The sequence below is a fragment of the Cupriavidus sp. OV096 genome (assembly GCF_900115455.1).
Classification (GTDB): Bacteria; Pseudomonadota; Gammaproteobacteria; order Burkholderiales; family Burkholderiaceae; genus Cupriavidus.
The window spans coordinates 12889-32201 of sequence record NZ_FOWM01000001.1; the positions used below are offsets into that span (position 1 = coordinate 12889).

15 protein-coding genes are annotated in these 19313 nt (G+C 67.8%); 1 reads left to right on the plus strand and 14 read right to left on the minus strand.

Features of this window, described 5'->3' with window-relative positions; all coding sequences use genetic code 11:
• Positions 1–62: 62 nt before the first annotated feature.
• From BM115_RS00030 to BM115_RS00065, 8 genes are all read right to left on the minus strand, one after another.
• Positions 63–890: a M55 family metallopeptidase gene (locus BM115_RS00030; protein ID WP_092289325.1), complete on the minus strand. Its 828-nt coding sequence runs from the start codon at positions 888–890 to the stop codon at positions 63–65.
• Position 891: 1 nt separating this feature from the next.
• A complete protein-coding gene (locus BM115_RS00035; protein ID WP_092289327.1) occupies positions 892–1920 on the minus strand; it encodes a DmpA family aminopeptidase in 1029 nt (342 codons plus the stop codon).
• A gap of 7 nt (positions 1921–1927) precedes the next feature.
• Positions 1928–2833: a glutathione ABC transporter permease GsiD gene (gsiD, locus tag BM115_RS00040; RefSeq protein WP_092289329.1), complete on the minus strand. Its 906-nt coding sequence runs from the start codon at positions 2831–2833 to the stop codon at positions 1928–1930.
• A gap of 9 nt (positions 2834–2842) precedes the next feature.
• Positions 2843–3763 (minus strand): glutathione ABC transporter permease GsiC, encoded by a 921-nt coding sequence (gene gsiC / locus BM115_RS00045; protein ID WP_092289330.1) that lies wholly within the window; start codon positions 3761–3763, stop codon positions 2843–2845.
• 192 nt (positions 3764–3955) lie between these two features.
• The gene (gene gsiB / locus BM115_RS00050; RefSeq protein WP_092289332.1) at positions 3956–5512 is read right to left on the minus strand and encodes a glutathione ABC transporter substrate-binding protein GsiB; all 1557 of its coding nucleotides are present in this window, start codon (positions 5510–5512) and stop codon (positions 3956–3958) included.
• A 66-nt stretch (positions 5513–5578) separates the two neighbouring features.
• Positions 5579–7471, minus strand: a complete 1893-nt coding sequence (locus BM115_RS00055) for a dipeptide ABC transporter ATP-binding protein (RefSeq protein ID WP_092289334.1) — start codon at positions 7469–7471, stop codon at positions 5579–5581.
• Positions 7472–7560: 89 nt separating this feature from the next.
• Positions 7561–8535, minus strand: a complete 975-nt coding sequence (locus tag BM115_RS00060; RefSeq protein WP_092289336.1) for an isoaspartyl peptidase/L-asparaginase family protein — start codon at positions 8533–8535, stop codon at positions 7561–7563.
• A gap of 8 nt (positions 8536–8543) precedes the next feature.
• A complete protein-coding gene (locus BM115_RS00065) occupies positions 8544–9458 on the minus strand; it encodes a MurR/RpiR family transcriptional regulator (RefSeq protein WP_092289338.1) in 915 nt (304 codons plus the stop codon).
• A 279-nt stretch (positions 9459–9737) separates the two neighbouring features.
• On the opposite strand from BM115_RS00065, the gene BM115_RS00070 reads away from it, so the two are divergent.
• Positions 9738–11672 (plus strand): ATP-binding cassette domain-containing protein, encoded by a 1935-nt coding sequence (locus BM115_RS00070; RefSeq protein ID WP_092289339.1) that lies wholly within the window; start codon positions 9738–9740, stop codon positions 11670–11672.
• Positions 11673–11726: 54 nt separating this feature from the next.
• On the opposite strand, the gene BM115_RS00075 is transcribed toward BM115_RS00070, so the two are convergent.
• The 6 genes from BM115_RS00075 to alr form a co-directional block, all read right to left on the minus strand.
• The gene (locus tag BM115_RS00075; protein ID WP_092289341.1) at positions 11727–12212 is read right to left on the minus strand and encodes a disulfide bond formation protein B; all 486 of its coding nucleotides are present in this window, start codon (positions 12210–12212) and stop codon (positions 11727–11729) included.
• A gap of 129 nt (positions 12213–12341) precedes the next feature.
• Complete coding sequence (gene oxlT, locus BM115_RS00080; RefSeq protein ID WP_369823363.1) at positions 12342–13637, minus strand: oxalate/formate MFS antiporter; 1296 nt, start codon at positions 13635–13637, stop codon at positions 12342–12344.
• Between the two features lie 103 nt (positions 13638–13740).
• The gene (locus BM115_RS00085) at positions 13741–15309 is read right to left on the minus strand and encodes a gamma-glutamyltransferase family protein (RefSeq protein ID WP_092289343.1); all 1569 of its coding nucleotides are present in this window, start codon (positions 15307–15309) and stop codon (positions 13741–13743) included.
• A gap of 215 nt (positions 15310–15524) precedes the next feature.
• Positions 15525–16304, minus strand: coding sequence for a GntR family transcriptional regulator (locus BM115_RS00090; RefSeq protein ID WP_092289345.1), 780 nt, complete (start codon positions 16302–16304; stop codon positions 15525–15527).
• 25 nt (positions 16305–16329) lie between these two features.
• On the minus strand, positions 16330–17697 hold the full coding sequence (radA, locus tag BM115_RS00095; RefSeq protein ID WP_092289347.1) for a DNA repair protein RadA: 1368 nt from the start codon (positions 17695–17697) through the stop codon (positions 16330–16332).
• A gap of 46 nt (positions 17698–17743) precedes the next feature.
• On the minus strand, positions 17744–18853 hold the full coding sequence (gene alr / locus BM115_RS00100; protein WP_092289349.1) for an alanine racemase: 1110 nt from the start codon (positions 18851–18853) through the stop codon (positions 17744–17746).
• Between the last annotated feature and the right edge of the window lie 460 nt (positions 18854–19313).

The window sequence follows — 19313 nt, forward strand, 5'->3', positions numbered from 1 at the left end:
GGGGTAAATCCGGGGAACGGGCGCTATTGTCGCACCGCCCGCCCCGCCGCCACCATTTATCGTTACTTCAGCATGAAGGCCATGGCCGAGCAGCAGTTCAGCATGCGCACGGCGGCCTGCACGGTGGGCGCCGTGAAGGCCAGCGTCACGCCGTCCACGCGCTCGAAGGTCGGCCACTGGCAGAACAGGTCGGCGTAGGCGGAGGACATGGTTTGCAGCCGGCAGTTGACCGGGCCGGCCAGTTCCAGGCAGCGGGCCTCGGGATGGGCGATGGCATTGCGCGTCACGGCCTCCGCCGCGTGGGCGATGGCATCGCGCGCAGCCGTCGGTGACAGCGTGGTGCCGCTGCCCTGCCCGCCCGCCGTCTTGGTCTGCACGTAGCGCACCCAGGGCATCAGCGGCTGGGTTTCGGCGATGAACACGTCGTCGCCGCTGGCCAGCAGCACGGGCACGTCGAACTCGCCGGCCAGTGCGGCATAGATGCCCGCCTCGCCCAGCTCCAGCCCGTTGAACCAGACCCGTGCGAAGGCGCTGCTGTTGATGGTGTGCGCCAGCACGCCCCGGCCCTGTGCGCGGCTGTGATAGCCGATCATGAACACGCCGTCGCAGTCGTGCTCCACGCCGGCCATCATGCTCAGGTAGCGCGGCTTGCCGAGCACCAGTTGCGCACGCGGGTCGATCTGGTCCGGCAGCAGGTTGCGGAAGCCGCCGTGCGAGTCGTTGACCAGCACCTCGGTGGCGCCGCCCGCGAAGGCGCCCTGCACCGCCGCGTTCGCCTCGGCCGTCATCCAGGCGCGGGCGCGCTCGTACTCGCCATTGCCGGCGCGCGTCTGCTCGGTGTGGAATACGCCCGCCACGCCTTCGATATCGGCGGAAATCAGAATCTTCATATCAGGTCTCGGAGAGATCCGGCAGCAGCTCGCGCAGCGCCGCGCGGTGGTGGCCGTCGCGGCCGGTCACTGGCTCGGCATGCCAGAGGGCGTGGACGATGGCCTGCTCCACGCTGTCGGCGGCGGCCCGGAACAGCGGGTCGAGCCGCGATTCGTGGACCATCGGCACGGCAGGCATCGGCACATCGGCCAGATGGGGCACGGTGTAGGCCGTGGAAAAGGCCAGCGCGATGTCGCCGGAGCCATGGCCGAAGACCGACCCGGTACGCGCGAGGCCGGTGCCGGCGCGCAGCGCCAGGCGCCGAAGCTGCCGGGCGTCGAGCGGCGCATCGGTGGCCACGACCATGATGATCGAGCCCTTCTCCGTCTCGGTCTTGGCAGCCAGACGCTCGGCCAGCCTGGAACCCACGGCCTGGCCCGCATAGATCAGCGACTCGGCCGTGCCGAAGTTCGACAGCACCATCGCGCCGACGGTATACCCACCCGCCAGACGTGACGCCGTGCCGATGCCACCCTTCACCCCGAACGACGACATCCCACGCCCGGCGCCTACGGCGCCCTGCGCCACCTCGGCCCCGGCAGTCGCCAGTGCCCCGGCGTAGTCGGCTTCCTGCACCGCCATCGCCTGGATATCGTTCAGGTAGCCGTCATTGCATTCGAAAACCAGCGGATTGACCGTGGGCCAGCCGCGCCCGATCTCGGGGTTCTCCGCAATCGCCGCGCGGATCTGCGCCTGCGCCACGGTCCCCACGCTGAACGTGTTGGTCAGCGCGATGGGCGTCTCCAGCACGCCCAGTTCCTCCACCTGCACCAGCCCGATGCTCTTGCCGAAGCCATTGAGCACCACAGCCGCCGCCGGCACCTTGTGGGTGTAGACGTTGCCGGCGTGCGGGCGGATCACGGTCACGCCGGTCTGGCAGGCGCCGTCCGCCAGCGTGCGATGGCCGACGCTCACGCCCGGCACATCGGTGATCGCGTTGCGGGAGCCGGCCGGCAGGTTGCCGACCACGGGGGGCGCGTTGGCGGTCATGCGGGCATCACCGGCGGTCGATCTTCGGATCGAGGGCGTCGCGCAGCCCGTCGCCGAGCAGGTTGAACGCCAGCACGGTCAGGAAGATGGCCAGGCTCGGGAAGATGGCCACGTGCGGCGCGGTGACCATGTCGGCGCGCGCCTCGTTGAGCATCGCGCCCCATTCCGGGGTGGGCGGCTGGGCGCCGAGGCCGAGGAACGACAGCCCGGCGGCCGTGATAATCGACGTGCCGATCCGCATCGAGAAATACACCACGATGGACGACACCGTACCCGGCAGGATGTGCCGCATCAGGATGGTCCAGTCGGACGCCCCGATACTCCTGGCCGCCTCCACATAGGTCAGCCCCTTGAGCATCAGCGTGTTGCCGCGCACCAGCCGCGCGAACGCCGGCACGCTGAACACGGCCACGGCGAAGATCACGTTGGTCATGCCATTGCCGAGGATGGCCACGATGCCGATCGCAAGCAGGATGCCCGGGAACGCGAACAGCACGTCCGACAGGCGCGTCACGATGCGGTCCCACCAGCCCTCGTAGTAGCCCGCCATCAGGCCCAGCACGGTGCCGATGATGGCGCCGATGATGACCGAGAAGAAGCCAGCCGCCAGCGAGATGCGCGTGCCGGCCAGGATGCGGCTGAAGATGTCGCGGCCGAGCGAGTCCACCCCCATCCAGTGGGCGGCGGACGGCCCGGCGTTCAGCGCGTCGTAGTCGAAGAAGTTCTCGGGGTCGTAGGGGACGATGTACGGCGCCAGCACCGCAATCACCACCAGCATCAGCACGAAGGCGCCGGCCACCAGGGCCAGGTGCTGCTTGCGGAACTTGCGCCAGAACTCGGTCCAGGGCGTGCGGACGGCCTCCGGGGCGGTACTGGGGGATGCTGCCGCGGCGGGCGTGGAAAGCTCAGTCATGCCGGCCTCTTACTTGTAGCGGATGGTGGGATTGATCACGGTGTAGAGCATGTCCACCACCAGGTTGATCAGGATGAATTCGAGCGAGAACAGCAGCACCTCGGCCTGGATGACCGGGTAGTCGCGCATTTCCACGGCGTCCACCAGCAGGCGGCCCAGGCCGGGCCAGTTGAACACCTTCTCGACCAGGATGGAGCCGCCCAGCAGGAAGCCGAACTGCAGGCCCATCATCGTCACGACCGGGATCATCGCGTTGCGCAGCGTGTGCTTGATGACCACCACGGTCTCGCGCACGCCCTTGGCCCGGGCGGTACGCACGAAATCTTCCTGCAGCACCTCGATGAACGAGGCCCGCGTGAAGCGCGCCATCACGGCGGCCACGGCGGCGCCCAGCGTCAGCGAGGGCAGGATGTAGTGCTTCCAGCTATCGGCGCCAATCGACGGCAGCCAGCCCAGTTGCACCGAGAAGACCTCCATCAGCAGCATGCCGAGCGCGAAGGCCGGGAACGAGATGCCCGACACCGCCAGCGTCATGCCGAGCCGGTCCGGCCATTTGTTGCGCCACACCGCCGAGCCAATGCCGATGGCCATGCCGAAGATGACTGCCCAGACCATCGACGAGAGCGTCAGGTACAGCGTGGGCAGGAAGCGCTCGCCAATCTCCTCGGAGACCGGGCGCTTGGTGCGCAGCGAGGTGCCGAATTCCCCCTGCAGCGCGTTGGTGAAGAAGCGCACGAACTGCTCGGGCATCGGGCGATCCAGTCCCAGGTCCTTGCGCACCAGTTCGACGGTGGCCATGTCGGCTTCAGGGCCGGCGGCCAGCCGCGCCGGGTCACCGGGCAGCATGTGGACGAACAGGAACACCAGCACTGCCACGAGCAGCAGTGTCGGGATCACGCCCAGGAATCGTTTGAGGAAGTAATTCAGCATCTGGCTACCAGGAATTGAGACCGCGGGCCACCCGCCCATGCCCCGCATCTCGGGCGGGCGGCCAACACGGCTTACTGCGTACGACTGTAAGGACGACTTACCGCGACTACAGCTACCACTTCGGCGGCGCTTGGTGGCGCCGTCTTTATATTTGCGCCCCTCCCCCGCAAGCGGGAGAGGGGCGCAAAACGCTTACTGCTTGATGTCGATCTCGTCGAAGTTGAACGAGCCGTCAGGCATCACGTAGGCGCCGCTCAGGCGCTTGGAACGCGCGAACAGCACCTTCTCCGTGATCAGGAACGCCCACGGGGCATCCTTCCAGATCCGTTCCTGGGCGTCCTTGTACAGCCTGGCCTTCTCGGCGCGGTCCGTCGTGCGCAGCGCGCCGGCGATGTCCGCATCGACCTGGTCGTTCTTGTAGTACGCCGTGTTCAGCAGCTTCGGCGGCATCGATTCCGAGGCCAGCAGCGGGCGCAGCGCCCAGTCCGACTCGCCCGTCGACGACGACCAGCCCACGTAGTACAGGCGCACGCCGGCGTCCTCAGGCTTCTGCACGGACTCCACGCGCTCCACGCGCTGGCCGGCTTCCAGGGCCTGCACCTGCGCCTTGATGCCCACCTGTTGCAGCTGCTGCTGCACGAACTGGATCACCTTCTGCGCCGTGGTGTGGTTGTAGGCCGACCACAGCGTGGTCTCGAAGCCGTTCGGGTAGCCGGCTTCCTTCAGCAGCTCGCGCGCCTTGGCCGGGTCATACGGCCACGGGCCCAGCTTCTCGGCGAAGTCCACGCCCGGCGGCACCACGCCCTGGGCCGGCACGGCGTAGCCGGCGAAGGCCACCTTGGCCAGCGCTTCCTTGTTGATGGCGTAGTTGATGGCCTGGCGCACCTTCGGGTCATTGAACGGCTTGACCTGGGTGTTGAACGACACATAGCGCTGGATGATCGACGGACCGTCGATCAGGTCCACCTTCGGGCTGGCCTTCAGCACGGCGGCCTGCTCGAACGGAATGCTGAACGCGAAGTCCGCCTCGCCCGTCTGCATCACGGCCGAGCGGGTGTTGTTGTCCACCACCGGCTTCCAGGTGATGGTGTCGATCTTTGGGTAGCCCGTCTTCCAGTAGCCGGCAAACTTCTTGCCCTTCAGGTAGTCGGTCTGCTTCCATTCGACGAACTCGAACGGACCGGTGCCCACCGGGTGGAAGGCGATTTCCTTGCCGTACTTCTTCAGCGCGGTCGGGCTGATCATCACGGCCGACGGGTGGGCCAGCACGTTGATGAACGGCGAGAACTGCTCCTTCAGCGTGATCTTGACCGTGGCCGGGTCCACCACCTCGGTCTTGGCCACGCGGTTGAACAGCGTGTAGCGCTTGAGCTTGTTGGCCGGATCGGTCACGCGGTCCAGGTTGGCCTTGACGGCGGTGGCGTCGAAGGTGGTGCCGTCGTGGAACTTGATGCCCTTCTTGAGCTTGATCGTGTAGACCAGGCCGTCCTTGGTCACGTCGTAGCTGTCAGCCAGCACGTTGACCAGCTTCAGGTCCTTGTCGAAGCCGAACAGGCCCTGGTAGAACGACTTCACGGCTGCCTGCGACAGCGTGTCGTTGGCATCGTACGGATCGAGCGTGGTGAACGTCGAGTACACGGCCATCACGGCGTCCTTGGCCGCGAACGCCGGGCTGGCGCCCAGCATGCCAATCGCGCTCATCGCCACGGCGCCGGCGATCAGGCGCGGCGAAACCATACGGGTAGACATATTTCTCTTCTCCTGTTGGAAAAAATCAGTACTGCGTGATGACTAGACTCAAGACTTGATAAAAGCTCAATACGCGCCGCCAACCGGGTGCCGGGCCACGAAGTGCCCGTGCGCGCCGCTGCCGGCCACCGCCACCAGTGGCTGCACCACCGGCTCGTCGCCCACTGCACGGATCGGGCTGGGGATTTCATCAGAAAGCGGCTCGCGCCTCACATGGCGGCGCGCCGGATCGGCAATCGGCACCGCCGACATCAGCTTCTTCGTATACGGGTGCTGCGGATTCTCGAAAATCGCGCGGCGCGGGCCGATCTCGACGATCTGGCCCAGATACATCACGGCCACGCGATGGCTCACGCGCTCCACCACGGCCATATCGTGGGAGATGAACAGGAAGGCGACGCCCAGCTCGCGCTGGAGGTCGAGCATCAGGTTCACGATTTGTGCCTGAATCGACACATCGAGGGCGGACACCGATTCGTCGGCCACCACCACCTTGGGGTTCAGCGCCAGCGCCCGTGCAATACAGATGCGCTGGCGTTGGCCGCCCGAGAACTCGTGCGGATAGCGCGAGGCGTGGGCGGGCGTCAGGCCCACCTTTTCGAGCAGCCACGCCACGCGGGCTTCGGCTTCGCGGCCGCTGGCGACCTTGTGCACCAGCAGCGGCTCCATGATCGAGTAACCCACCGGCACGCGCGGATCGAGCGAGGCGAACGGGTCCTGGAAGATGAACTGGATATTGCGGCGCAGCGCCTGCAGCGCCGGGCCCTGCATCTGGCTGATGTTCTGGCCGGCGAACTCGATCGTGCCGCTCTGGGCATCCACCAGACGCAGCAGCGAGCGGCCCGTGGTGGACTTGCCGCAGCCCGATTCGCCCACCAGCGCCAGCGTCTCGCCCGGGTACAGGTCGAAGCTGACCTGCTCCACCGCATGCACGCGGCGCGTGACCCGGCCGAACAGGCCGCCCGGGACGTCGAAGCGGGTGACCAGATCGCGCACGCGCAGGATCGGCTCGGCGCCGGCGTGGACGGTGTCCTGCGGCACCTCGGCCTCGGGCGCGGCCACGTCGTTCACCTGCACCAGCGGGAACTTGGCCGGCAGATCCTTGCCGGACATCGCCCCGAGCTTCGGCACGGCGGAGAGCAGCGCGCGCGTGTACGGGTGAGCCGGCGCGTGGAAGACCTCGTCGGAGGTGCCCTCCTCGACCTTCTCGCCCCGATACATCACCAGCACGCGGTCGGCCACTTCGGCCACCACGCCCATGTCGTGGGTGATGAAGACCACGCCCATGTCCATCTCGGACTGGAGGTTGCGGATCAGTTGCAGGATTTCGGCCTGGATGGTCACGTCCAGCGCCGTGGTCGGCTCATCGGCAATCAGCAGCGCCGGCTTGCACGACAGCGCCATGGCAATCATCACGCGCTGGCGCATGCCGCCGGAGAGCTGGTGCGGATAGCGGTCCAGCACGCGGCGCGCCTCGGGAATGCGTACGAGTTCGAGCATGCGCAGCGCCTCGGCGCGCGCGGCAGCCTTGTTCTTGCCCTGATGCAGCCGGATCGATTCGGCGATCTGCTCGCCCACCGGGAATACCGGGTTCAGCGAGGTCATCGGCTCCTGGAAGATCATCGCCACGTCCGAGCCGCGCACGGAACGCAGGGCGGCGTCGGGCGCGCGAGCCAGGTCCAGCACCTCGCCGCCGCGCCGGCGCAGCAGCATGCTGCCGTTGGCGATCTTGCCGCCGCCATGCTCCACCAGCCGCATCAGCGCCAGCGACGTGACCGACTTGCCCGAGCCGGACTCGCCCACCACGGCCAGCGTCTCGCCGCGATCGACGTGGAAAGAGAGGTTGCGCACGGCCTCGACGGTCCGCTCCGAGGTGGCGAAGCGGACGGACAGGTTGTCCACCGCGACGACGCGTTCAGGGGGAAGTACGAGGTTTCGATGCGTAGAGGTGTTGGCCATGCGACTTGTCCGATGTGCTGCGATTGCTGCGTTCTACTGCGATTTGCTACGAAAGACTTCGAATTTGCGGGGCTGCGGGCTGACGACGATCAACCGTAGATCAGCACGCTGACAGGCTCGCCCACGCGCGCCACGCCGCGGTACATGCCCTCGGTGTTGAACGGCAGCGTGACGTTGCCCTGCCGATCCACGGCAATCAGGCCGCCCCGGCCCTGAATGGCGACCAGCTTCTCCATCACCACGCGGCGCGCCGATTCTTCCAGCGACAGCCCGGCGTAGCGCATCTGCGCGGACACATCGTGCGCGGCCACGGTGCGGATGAACATCTCGCCGGTGCCGGTGGCGGACACGGCCGCCACGTCATCGGCATAGCAGCCGGCGCCGAACACGGGCGTATCGCCCACGCGGCCCACCTGCTTGTTGGTCACGCCGCCGGTAGAGGTGGCGGCAGCCAGGTTGCCCTGGGCGTCGCAAGCCACCGCGCCCACCGTGCCGAACTTCTTGTCCGGATCGATCGGATCGGTGCCAGCTTGCGCCGCCTTCGCTGCCAGCGCCGCCGCGTCGTGGTCGAGCAAGGCCATGCCGGTGCTCGCCTGCGCGCGCTGCCACTGGTCGTGGCGGGCCTGCGTGAAGTAATAGTCGGGGGAGACGAGTTCGAGCCCCTGCGCCTCGGCAAACGCCTCGGCGCCGTCGGCGGCGAACAGCACGTGCTCGCTGTGCTCCAGCACGGCCCGCGCGGCCAGCACCGGGTTGCGCACGCGCGTCACGCAGGCCACGGCGCCAGCGTTGCGCGTGGCGCCGTCCATCACGGCGGCGTCCAGCTCGAACGTGCCGGCGTGGGTCAGCACGGCGCCCTTGCCGGCGTTGAACAGCGGGCAGTCCTCAAGCAGGCGCACCGCTTCGGTCACGGCGTCGAGCGCGCTGCCGCCCTCGGCCAGCACGCGTTGGCCGGCCAGCAGCACCTGCTCCAGCGCAGCGATGTATTCGCGTTCACGGTTGGCATCCATGGCGGCACGGGTAATCGTGCCGGCGCCGCCGTGGATGGCAATGACAGCCTGGGTCATGACAGCTTTCACTCAGTAGATTCGGAAGATTTCGAGGTGCCCCGCTCGCGCTGGCCCGCACCGGGTGCGTCGTAGAGCCAGGGGAGCAGGAATTCGGTCATCTCGGCCGCCGCCTTGACGGAGCGCACCGAGCGATAGGCCACGGCACCGCACAGCGCTTCGATCAGCGCGAGCACCGTGGCATCGGAATTCGCGGAAAGACGATTGCCGGCGTTGGCATACAGCGCGATATCGGCCAGCGGTGCCAGCGGCGAGGTCGGGCCATCCGTCAGCGCCAGCAGCCTGCCGCGATGGGCCTTCACGCGCTTGGCCAGCACCATGCTGTCCGTCACATATCGGGGAAAGGCGATGGCGATGACCAGGTCTTGCGGCTGGAGCTTGAACAGTTGCCGCGCCGCGTGCGACGCGCCGCCCACCGTCGACACCGACGTCACCATGCGGCAGTGCATCTCCAGCCCGTGCTGGAGCAGGCCGGCCAGGAAGCCGCTCGCCCCGAAGCCCATCACATAGACGCGCTCGGCGGCGAGGATGGCATCGACGGCCCGCTCGCAGGCCTCGGCATCGAGCGCGCGGCGCGTGGCTTCGAGGTTGCGCGCGCCGTCGTCCAGCGCGGCGGCGAAGACCTCGGCCACCGTCGTCGGGCGGGCCAGTTCGTCGCGCAGGCGCTCCACCGGGGCCAGCGTGGCCTCGAAGCCGCGCACGAGTTCGGCGCGGAACTGCGGATAGCCTTCGAAGCCGAGCGCCCGGGCAAAGCGGTTGGCCGTGGCCACGGACACATCCACGGCCGTCGCGAATTCGTCGATGCGCATGGTCGCCGCGCGGAACAGGTTGTCCAGCACGTACTGCGCCATGCGCTGGTGCGCGGGCGTCAGCGTGGGCAGGCTGCGGGCGATGCGTTCGGAAATCGACTGGCCTTCGGGCATGTCTGGGGAAAGAACCGGTTCAGGGCGCCGCGCGCACCATCCCGGAAAGTCCTTTGATGAAAAGGCACTTTCCCGGTGCGGCGGTCTATGTAAATAAATTTACACGCAAACCCCGTACCAGGAGAACCTGGAAGTGACGAATTAGGGGAAATCCCTGAATACATGGATACGGACATGGGGCCCGGGGCCGGCTGGCGCCCGCAAGACCGGCCACCGGGCGCGCTACAATGCCGGCCTGCCCGCCTCCGGGCGTGTTCTTCGCCTTATCTCCCAGTCCTCGTGATCCGAATCGACCAGCTAGTCCTCCAGCGCGGCACCAAGGTGCTGTTCGACCACACCAGCGTGACGCTCAACCCAGCCGAGCGCGTCGGCCTTGTCGGCGCCAACGGCAGCGGCAAGTCCACGCTGTTCGGCATGCTGCGGGGCGAGCTGCACCCGGATGGCGGCGATGTCTTCGTGCCCGCGCAGTGGCGTATCGCGCACGTGGCGCAGGAAACCCCGGCGGTTGACCGCTCCGCCGTGGACTATGTGATCGATGGCGACACCCGGCTGCGCGAGATCGAAGCGCGCATCGCCGCCGCCCAGGCCAGCGGCGACGGCAGCGCCGAGGGCGAGGCCCACGCCGCCTTCGCCGATGCCGACGGCTACACCGCGCCGGCCCGCGCCGAAGCGCTGCTGCTGGGCCTGGGCTTCACGTTGCCGCAGGTGACGCAGCCCGTGGCGTCGTTCTCGGGCGGCTGGCGCATGCGCCTGAACCTGGCCCAGGCGCTGATGTGCCCGTCCGACCTGCTGCTGCTCGACGAACCGACCAACCACCTGGATCTGGACGCCATCGTCTGGCTGGAGGACTGGCTGGCGCGCTACCCGGGCACGCTGGTGATGATTTCCCACGATCGCGAGTTCCTCGACGCGATCTGCAACGTCACGGTCCATATCGAGAACCAGCAGTTGCGCCGTTATGGCGGCAATTACACCCAGTTCGAGACCCTGCGGCTCCAGCAGATGGCGCTGCAGTCGTCAGCCTACGCGCGCCAGCAGAAAGAAATCGCGCATCTGGAATCGTTCATCAACCGCTTCAAGGCTAAGGCGACCAAAGCGCGCCAGGCGCAGAGCCGCGTCAAGGCGCTCGAGAAGATGGAGCGGCTGGCGCCGGTGCACGTGGCGGCCGGCTTTGCCTTCGAGTTCCGCGAGCCCGATTCGGCGCCGAACCCGATGATGGTGCTCGAGGGGGTGGATTGCGGGTACGCCGAGGCCGAGCCGCCCGTGACCATCCTGCACAACCTGGCGATGTCGATCCAGAACGGCCAGCGCATCGGCCTGCTTGGCGCCAACGGTCAAGGCAAGTCCACGCTGGTCAAGACGCTGGCCGGCACGCAGGCGCCGATGAACGGCACGCTGCGGCTGGGCAAGGGGCTGGTGATCGGCTATTTCGCCCAGCATCAGCTCGAAACCCTGCGCGACCACGATTCCCCGCTCCAGCATCTGGCGCGGCTGGCGCCGGACGTGCGCGAGCAGGAGCTGCGCGACTTCCTGGGCAGCTTCAACTTCCGGGGCGACATGGCGACCGCGCCGATCGAACCGTTCTCGGGTGGCGAAAAGGCCCGGCTGGCGCTGTCGCTGATCGTCTGGCAGAAGCCCAACTTCCTGCTGCTGGACGAGCCGACCAACCACCTGGACCTCGACACCCGCGAGGCCCTGACCATGGCGCTGGCCCAGTTCGAAGGCACCCTGATCCTGGTCTCCCACGACCGGCACCTGCTGCGCGCCACCTCGGACCAGTTCATGCTGGTGGCGGACGGCACCATCCGTCCATTCGATGGCGACCTGGACGACTACCGTGACTGGCTGCTCCAGCAAGCCGCCGCCAAGCGCAACGCCGCCACGGCCGCGCACGCCTCCGAAGCCGCGGCGGACGCCGGCGCCAACGTCAACCGCAAGGACCAGCGCCGCGCCGACGCCGACGAGCGCCAGCGTCTCTCCGTCCTGCGCAAGCCGCTGACCAAGGAACTCGAAAAAGTCGAAAAGCGCATGGCCGCGCTCCACACCGACAAAACCGCCATCGACGCCTTCATGGCCGACGAGACCAGCTACGCCGAAACCAACAAGGCCAGGCTGATGGAAATGCTGAAGCGCCAGGGCGAAGTCACCAGCGAACTGGAACAGCTGGAGGAGCGCTGGCTGGAACTGCAGGAACAGATCGAACAGATCGCGTAAGACATGTGAAAACGCCACCCGAGGGTGGCGTTTTTGTTTGATCTCACCGGCGTCTCACCGGTAATTCTTCTCCCGCCGGATCAGCCCCACCGCCAGCGTCACCGTCAGAATCACCAGCCAGATCAGTGACCATGCCGGGATCGAGATGCCGAACAGGGGCGGCAGCGGCGCGGTGCACAGGCCGTCCGAGAAGAACACCTGGGGCAGCAGGCGCGCGGTGGGCAGTGCGTTGACCCAGTTTTCCAGCGGATCGATGCCGCACGAGGACTTCGGGTTCAGCAGCAGGGAGACGTGATACCCCGCCACCGCGATCCCGGCCACGCCGGACAGCATGCCCAGCCCCTGCCACAGCGTGCGCGTGTTCTGGGCCAGCGCGGCCAGCAGGGAAAACAGGCCGATGCCGACGAAGGCGAAGCGCTGCATGATGCAGAGCGGACACGGCTGGTAGCCCTCCACGAACTGGAAGTAGAGCGCGGCGCCGAGCATCGCGAACGAGAGCACGGCGATCAGCAGGAAGTAGGCACGGGAATTGGCTTGCATGGGGGTCCGGGACGGAAGAGGCGTCGAGCCGAATTATTACCCATTTTCCGTCCGCCGTTGCCAGCGGCCCCTTGATATCCCGCCATTGCGCTGTCAATCCGCCGCGGCGGATTGACGCAGCGCCCGCGGTCAGGCTGCCGCGGCTGCCGAAGTGCCCGCCAGATAGCGCCGGCGCCACGGCTTGAGCACCGCGATGGCCAGCGCCGCCGTGACGATGTCCAGCGTGATGGCCACGCCGAACACCGGCATCCAGCTCCCCATGCGCTCATGCATCAGCGCCGCCAGCGGGCCGCCGAAAATCGAGCCGATCCCCTGCGAGATATAGAGCCAGCCGTAGTTGGTGGTGGCGAATTTGGTGCCGAAGGTATCGGTCAGCGTGGACGGGAACAGCGAGAAGATCTCGCCCCAGCCCAGGAACACCACGCCCGAGAGCAGCACGAACAGCACCGCGTTCTCGCGCGTGAGCAGCCACAGCGTCATCGCCACGGCCTCCAGCGCGAAGGCGAAGCACATCGTATTTTCACGACCCCAGCGGTCGGAAATCCAGCCGAACATCGGTCGCGTCAGCCCGTTGGTGAGCCGGTCGATGGTCAGCGCCAGCGGTAGCGCGGCCATGCCGAAGACCACCGCGTTGGACACCCCGAAGTCCTTGGCGAAGGCGGCCATCTGCGAGGTGACCATCAGCCCTGACGTGGACATCATCGTCATCATCAGGAACAGCAGCCAGAACAGCGGCATCTTGAGCATCTGACGGGTCGGCATGTCCACCACGTTGGAGGGCGTGTACGACGCGCGCACCGGCAGCCGCTCGCCCGGCGCCGGGGCGCGCAGCCCCTGCGAAGCCAGGAAGCCGATCACCGCGAAAATCAGGCCGAACTGCCACAGCGTGGTCTCCAGCCCCTTGCCGGCCAGGGCCGAAGCAATCGGGAAGGTGGTGACGATGGCGCCCATGCCGTAGCCGGCCGCGACCATGCCGACGGCAAACCCGCGCCGGTCCGGGAACCAGCGCACCATCTGCCCCACCACGCCGATATAGACGATGCCCGTGCCCAGGCCGCCGACCACGCCATAGGTCAGGTACAGCATGCCCACGCTCTGGGCCGAGGCGGCCAGCACCCACGACAGCCCGGCCATCACCGTGCCGGCCGCGATCAGCCGGCGTGGCCCGAAGCGCTCGATCAGCGCGCCCTGGAACGGCGAAAAGAACGTCTGCAGCACGATCAGCAGCGAGAAGGTGACCTGCAACTCCGAGAGCGGCACCCCCAGCTTGGCCGCCAGCGGCTTGGTAAACAGGGTCCAGACATACTGCGGACTGGAAATCGCCATCATGCAGACGAGACCCAGCAACAGTTGCAGCCAGCGCGTGCGCGCCAGCGGCATGGCCTGCGGCACGCCGAGGGCCGCGTTATCAGCAACGGTACGCATTTGCACCACTCCTTGAGACAGGAACTTCGAGGAAGACACGCGGCCACGCATTCGTCATGGCGGGCTCGCGCAGGTTGGAACTCAGTAAATTGCGACCCCCGCCCTACCAGGCCGCCACGCCGCCATCGCTACGCGGATCGCTGCCGCCCTGGTAGAGGCCATCGGCCTGCAGCACGATGGCGCCGGCGTGGCCCATGGTTTCGTCGTATGGCCCCAGCACCTCCACGTCATGACCCAGGCGGTGCAGCGCCTGCTGCGTGGCATCGGGAAAGCGCGATTCGAGCTTGAGGGTGTCGCTGGTCTGGCCCCAGGTGCGGCCGAGCAGCCAGCGCGGTGCGTCGATGGCGGCCTGCGGGTTCATGCCGAAATGGACGATCCGCGAGAACACCGCGCTCTGCGACTGCGGCTGGCCGTCGCCGCCCATGTTTCCGTAGACCAGCGTGCGGCCGTCGTTCAGGCGCGCCATGGCCGGATTCAGCGTGTGGAATGGCTTGCGCCCCGGCATCAGCGGGTTGCGCGCAGTCGGATCGAGCGAAAAGCTGCAGCCCCGGTTCTGCCAGTTCACGCCGGTGCCCGGTAGCACGATGCCGCTGCCGAACTCGTGATAAATGCTCTGGATAAAGCTCACCGCCACGCCGCTACCATCGATCACGCCCATCCAGACCGTGTCCGCCGGCCCCATGCCCTGCCCCCACGGCAGCACCGCGTCCGGGCGGATGCGCGCGGCGGCGGCATCGAGCCACGGCGGCGCCAGCAGGTCCAGTGGATCGATCTCCATATAGGCGGGATCGGTGATATGCCGGTCGCGCACGTGGAACGCCTGCTTGGTGGCCTCCACGCAGGCATGGACGAAGTCCGGGCCGAGCGGGTCCATGCCGGGCGCCAGCAGGCGGTCCAGTTGACCGAGGATCAGCAGCGACACCAGCCCCTGCGTGGGCGGCGGCATGTTGTAGACCGTGCCGCGTGAATGGGCCAGCGCCAGGGGCGCTTTCCAAGTGGCGCGGTGCGCGCGCAGGTCGGCCAGCGTCAGCGGACTGCCCGCGTTGCCGAGTTCGCGGGCCAGCATCTGTGCCAGATCGCCCTGATAGAAGTCATCGAGCCCGGCCTGCGCCAGTTGCTCCAGCGTGGCGCCCAGACGCGGATGGCGGAAGCGCGTGCCCGCCGCCGGAGCGCGTCCGTCGATCAGAAATGTCTCAGCGAAGCCCGGCACATCGGCCAGTTCTGCGGCCTTGGCGGCCACGCAGGCCGACTGGCTCTGCGTGACCGGCACGCCCACGCGGGCATAGTCGATGGCATCGGCCAGCAGCCGCGAGAGCGGCAGGCGCCCGCCCAGCGCGTCGTGCGACCACGCCAGCGCCGCCTGCCAGCCGGACACCGTGCCGGCGACGGTGTTCGCCGCCATGCCGCCGCGCGTGGGAATGGCCTGGAAGCCGGCCTCCCGATAGCGCGCGATGGTGGCATCGCCGGCCGCTGCGCCGCAGGCGTCCAGGGCGCGCGGCGCCTCGCCGGGGCGGGAGATCAGCCAGAAGCTGTCGCCGCCGATGCTATTCATATGGGGATAGACCACGGCGATGGTGGCGGCGGCGGCGACCATCGCCTCGACGGCGTTGCCGCCCTCGCGCAGCACGGCCAGCGCACTCTGCGACGCCAGCGCGTGCGGCGCCACGGCCATGCCCCGGCTACCCCGGATCGGATTGAGATGAAATGCCACGCTCCGCGACTCCTGCGATTTATGTATACATAAATTTCCTGTGCAGAAGGATCGCAATAGGCGTGCCACCACGTGCGCCCGGGCACGCTCGCCTAATAAGAAACGTCTCAAGCCCGCGTCAGCACGGGGCTGGCGGGTGGATGGTCACGTGGAAAGCGGAATGGGAAAGGCGGGAGTCAGCCGAAGCGCCTGCGCCGGACGGGTGCGTTCGGGGTCTGGGCCGGCGCGGGGCGCACAAGGCTGGTGCGGGCTTGCTCGAGCCGCTCGGTGGTCAGCCGGCTGACCTCGGCACGGCCATCTTCGATATGGGTGGAGAGCAGCGCCACGGCGCGGGCGCCATCGGCGGCTTCCAGGGCGTCGAGAATGGCCGAATGTTCGTCGTACGTCAGCGAAATCCGCGTGCCGAAGGCGAAGTCGAGCCGGCGGATGATGCGGATGCGGTCCGTCACCTGCTGGTGGACCGCCGCCGACTCGGGATTGCCGGCCGCATCGACGATGGCAAGGTGGAAGGCCTCGTCCAGTTGCGCCACGGCGTTGCCATCGGCCAGCCGCCGGGCGACGGGCACGCGCCAGATCGCGCCAAGCTGCCGCACCAGCGCCGCGAGGGCCGCCTGATGCGGGGCCTCGGGCCGGCACAGCCGCGTTACCGCGTGGGTCTCCAGCAGGGTGCGCAACTCGTAGAGCGCTTCGAAGCGGGCCAGATCCAGCGGCACCACTTCCCAGCCGTTGCGGTAGTAGCCGCGCACCAGCCCATCGCCCTGCAGGCGGTGCAGCGCCTCGCGCACGGGCGTGCGGGAGATGCCCAGCCGCTCCGCCACATCGTTCTCGGTGAACCGATCGCCGGGCAGGAGGCGGAAGGCGAAGATGTCGTCGCGCAGCGCCTGATAGGCGGCCTGGGAGCGCTTGGCCTTGGCCAGGCTGGCGCTGCCATCGAGGGTGTCTGCTGCGTCTGCCATGCTCGTTCCCCCCGGCCTTGGCCCGTCAGTCCAGGTGCCGCACGCGGTCGATGGCTTGTTCGAGGCGATCCACGGGAATCACCTCGATACCCTCGATCTTCTGCTTCGGCGCGTTGGCCTTCGGGATCACCGCCATCGTGAAGCCGAGCTTGGCGGCTTCCTTGAGCCGCTCCTGCCCGCGCGGGCTCGGGCGGATCTCGCCAGCCAGCCCCACTTCGCCGAACACGACCAGCCCGCGCGGCAGCGGCTTGTTGCGCATCGACGAATGGATCGACAGCAGCACCGCCAGATCGGCGGCCGGCTCGGTGATCTTGACTCCGCCCACGGCGTTCAGGAACACGTCCTGATCGAAGCAGGCAATGCCCGCGTGCCGGTGCAGCACGGCCAGCAGCATCGCCAGCCGGTTCTGCTCCAGCCCCACCGCCAGCCGGCGCGGATTGGGCACGTTGGCGGTATCGACCAGCGCCTGCACCTCTACCAGCAGCGGCCGGGTGCCCTCCTGCGTGACCAGCACGCACGAGCCCGCCACCGATTCCTCGTGCTGCGAGAGGAACAGCGCCGAAGGATTGCTGATGCCGCGCAGGCCGCGCTCGGTCATCGCAAAAACACCCAGTTCGTTGACCGCACCGAAGCGGTTCTTGAAGGCGCGGATCAGCCGGTGCGACGAATGGGTGTCCCCTTCGAAGTACAGCACCGTATCGACGATGTGCTCCAGCACGCGCGGCCCGGCCAGGCTGCCCTCCTTGGTCACATGGCCGACCAGGATGATGGTGATGCCGGTGCTTTTGGCGATGCGCGTCAGTTGCGCCGCGCACTCGCGCACCTGCGCCACCGAGCCGGGCGCCGAGGTCAGCGCCTCCGAATACAGGGTCTGGATCGAGTCGATCACGGCCACTTCGGGCTGCTCGGCCTCCAGCGTGGCCTGGATTTTCTCGAGCTGGATTTCGGGCAGCAGGCCCAGTGCGGGGGCATCCACGCCCAGCCGTTGGGCACGCAGGGCGATCTGGGCGCCGGACTCCTCGCCGCTCACATAGAGCACGCGCCGCTGGCCGGCCAGGTTGGCCAGCGTCTGGAGCAGCAGCGTGGACTTGCCGATGCCGGGGTCGCCGCCAATCAGCACCACGCCGCCCGAGACCAGCCCGCCGCCGAGCACGCGGTCGAACTCATCGATGCCGGTGGTGAAGCGCGGCACGTCAGCCGCGTCGATCTCGGACAGCTTGCGCACCACGGCCGAGTTGGCCAGCGGCTGGAAGCGCCGGGCGGCGCTGGACCCGGAATCCGCCACGGATTCCACGAGCGTGTTCCAGGCGTTGCACTGCGGGCACTGCCCGGCCCAGCGCGGCGTGGTGCCGCCGCACTCGGTGCAGGAATAGACAGTCTTGGTCTTGGCCAAACGGCGTCCTTGTTCTGGGAGAGGGTCAGCGGCGGTCAGGCGCGGGTCAGGCCGGGGCGTCGGCCGTGGTCAGCGTGGCCACCGTGCAGGGTACGCGCATCGCCAGCGCGCACATCAGCTCATAGCCGACGGTGCCGCTGGCCGCCGCCACCTCGTCGATCGGCAGGCCCTGGCCCCAGAGCGTGACCGATGTGCCGACACGGGCCTTCGGGCAGGGCGTGAGATCCACGCAGACCATGTCCATCGAGACCCGGCCGACCAGCGTGGTGCGCGTGCCATCGACCAGCACCGGCGCGGGGCGGTCGCCCCAGCCGGCCGCGTGGCGCGGGTAGCCATCGGCATAGCCGCAGGCCACGATGCCGATGCGCATCGCGCGGTCGGCCGTGAACATCGACCCATAGCCGACCGTATCGCCCGGCTGCAGGTCCTGGACGGCGATCAGTTCGCTGTGCAGCGACATGGCCGGCTGCAGGCCGGTATCAGCGATATCCGCCGCCACGCCCGTGGGCGACGCGCCGTACAGGATCACCCCCGGCCGCACCCAGGCGCGGTGCGCCTGCGGGTGCCAGAGCACGGCGGCCGAGTTGGACAGGCTGGCTTCGCCCGGCAAATTGGCCGTGGTGGTGTCGAAGGCCTCGATCTGGTGCGCGATGCCCCGCGCGCTGTCGGCATCCGAGAAATGCGTCATGTGCACGATACTGCCCACACAGGAGAGTCCGCGCGCACGTTCCCAGGCGGTCCGATAGGCCTCCGGCCGGAAGCCGAGCCGGTTCATGCCGGTGTTGAGCTTGAGCTGGATCGCCAGCGGCCCCCGGGGCCGGGCCACCTCGAGCATGCGCAGTTGTTCCTCGCAATGAATGGCTGTCGTGAGGCGATATTGTTCCAACAGGGGAACATCCTGCGGTTGGAAGAATCCCTCTAGCAAGAGGATCGGCCCCTGCCACCCGAGTTCGCGGAGCAGCACGGCCTCGTTGAGGTCGAGGAGCCCGAAGCCGTCGGTGCCGCGCATGCCCGCAAAGGCGCGCCGGATACCGTGGCCGTAGGCGTTGGCCTTGACCACCGCCCAGATGTGGGATTGGGGCGCGTAGCGGCGCACCACGTCCAGGTTGTTGGCCAGCGCGGGCTGGTGGATGACTGCGTGTATGGGTCTTGGCATGGTCTGGCTAAGGGTGCAGGTTGCGTCCCCGCATGCACCGGATCAGGGAAGACCCGGACGGCAACCCGCTGCAATCGGGCGTTGATGTTGCATACACTGTGCCGGCACCGCCACGCGCATGACGCGAAAGTGCGCTGGAATACGGAGCGGCCGGCACATGCGGGGCAACATCGCGCAGGCGATATTTGAACACAACCGGCGCCCACCTCAGGGAATCCGGAAGGCGGGTTCCTGTCAAAACGCGGGTCCGCCGGAGTGCTGAAATGTCGTGGTTTCGTGATATAAAGCCGGACGCTCCGGCCATGTTTTAAAAGAGAAGCAATATGTCAATGACGGTCAGGCAAGCCGAAAGGCGCGCGAAAGTTGCGCAACCGCCCCACTTTGACAAGGCCGTCGCGCCAGGTTCCCTACAAGCCGCGATGTTGCCGGTCGGCGTGCCCCTGCCCGCCGCGCCGGGCGT

Bases quoted from the DNA above. Each gene is read 5' to 3' on its own strand.
- BM115_RS00065 (WP_092289338.1), bottom strand. From the start codon at position 9,458: ATGCCCGAAGGCCAGTCGATTTCCGAACGCATCGCCCGCAGCCTGCCC.
- BM115_RS00030 (WP_092289325.1), bottom strand. From the start codon at position 890: ATGAAGATTCTGATTTCCGCCGATATCGAAGGCGTGGCGGGCGTATTC.
- gsiD (WP_092289329.1), bottom strand. From the start codon at position 2,833: ATGACTGAGCTTTCCACGCCCGCCGCGGCAGCATCCCCCAGTACCGCC.
- BM115_RS00090 (WP_092289345.1), bottom strand. From the start codon at position 16,304: ATGGCAGACGCAGCAGACACCCTCGATGGCAGCGCCAGCCTGGCCAAG.
- BM115_RS00060 (WP_092289336.1), bottom strand. From the start codon at position 8,535: ATGACCCAGGCTGTCATTGCCATCCACGGCGGCGCCGGCACGATTACC.
- BM115_RS00075 (WP_092289341.1), bottom strand. From the start codon at position 12,212: ATGCAAGCCAATTCCCGTGCCTACTTCCTGCTGATCGCCGTGCTCTCG.
- BM115_RS00085 (WP_092289343.1), bottom strand. From the start codon at position 15,309: ATGGCCGTGGCGCCGCACGCGCTGGCGTCGCAGAGTGCGCTGGCCGTG.
- oxlT (WP_369823363.1), bottom strand. From the start codon at position 13,637: ATGCGTACCGTTGCTGATAACGCGGCCCTCGGCGTGCCGCAGGCCATG.
- gsiC (WP_092289330.1), bottom strand. From the start codon at position 3,763: ATGCTGAATTACTTCCTCAAACGATTCCTGGGCGTGATCCCGACACTG.
- BM115_RS00055 (WP_092289334.1), bottom strand. From the start codon at position 7,471: ATGGCCAACACCTCTACGCATCGAAACCTCGTACTTCCCCCTGAACGC.
- BM115_RS00035 (WP_092289327.1), bottom strand. From the start codon at position 1,920: ATGACCGCCAACGCGCCCCCCGTGGTCGGCAACCTGCCGGCCGGCTCC.
- gsiB (WP_092289332.1), bottom strand. From the start codon at position 5,512: ATGTCTACCCGTATGGTTTCGCCGCGCCTGATCGCCGGCGCCGTGGCG.
- alr (WP_092289349.1), bottom strand. From the start codon at position 18,853: ATGCCAAGACCCATACACGCAGTCATCCACCAGCCCGCGCTGGCCAAC.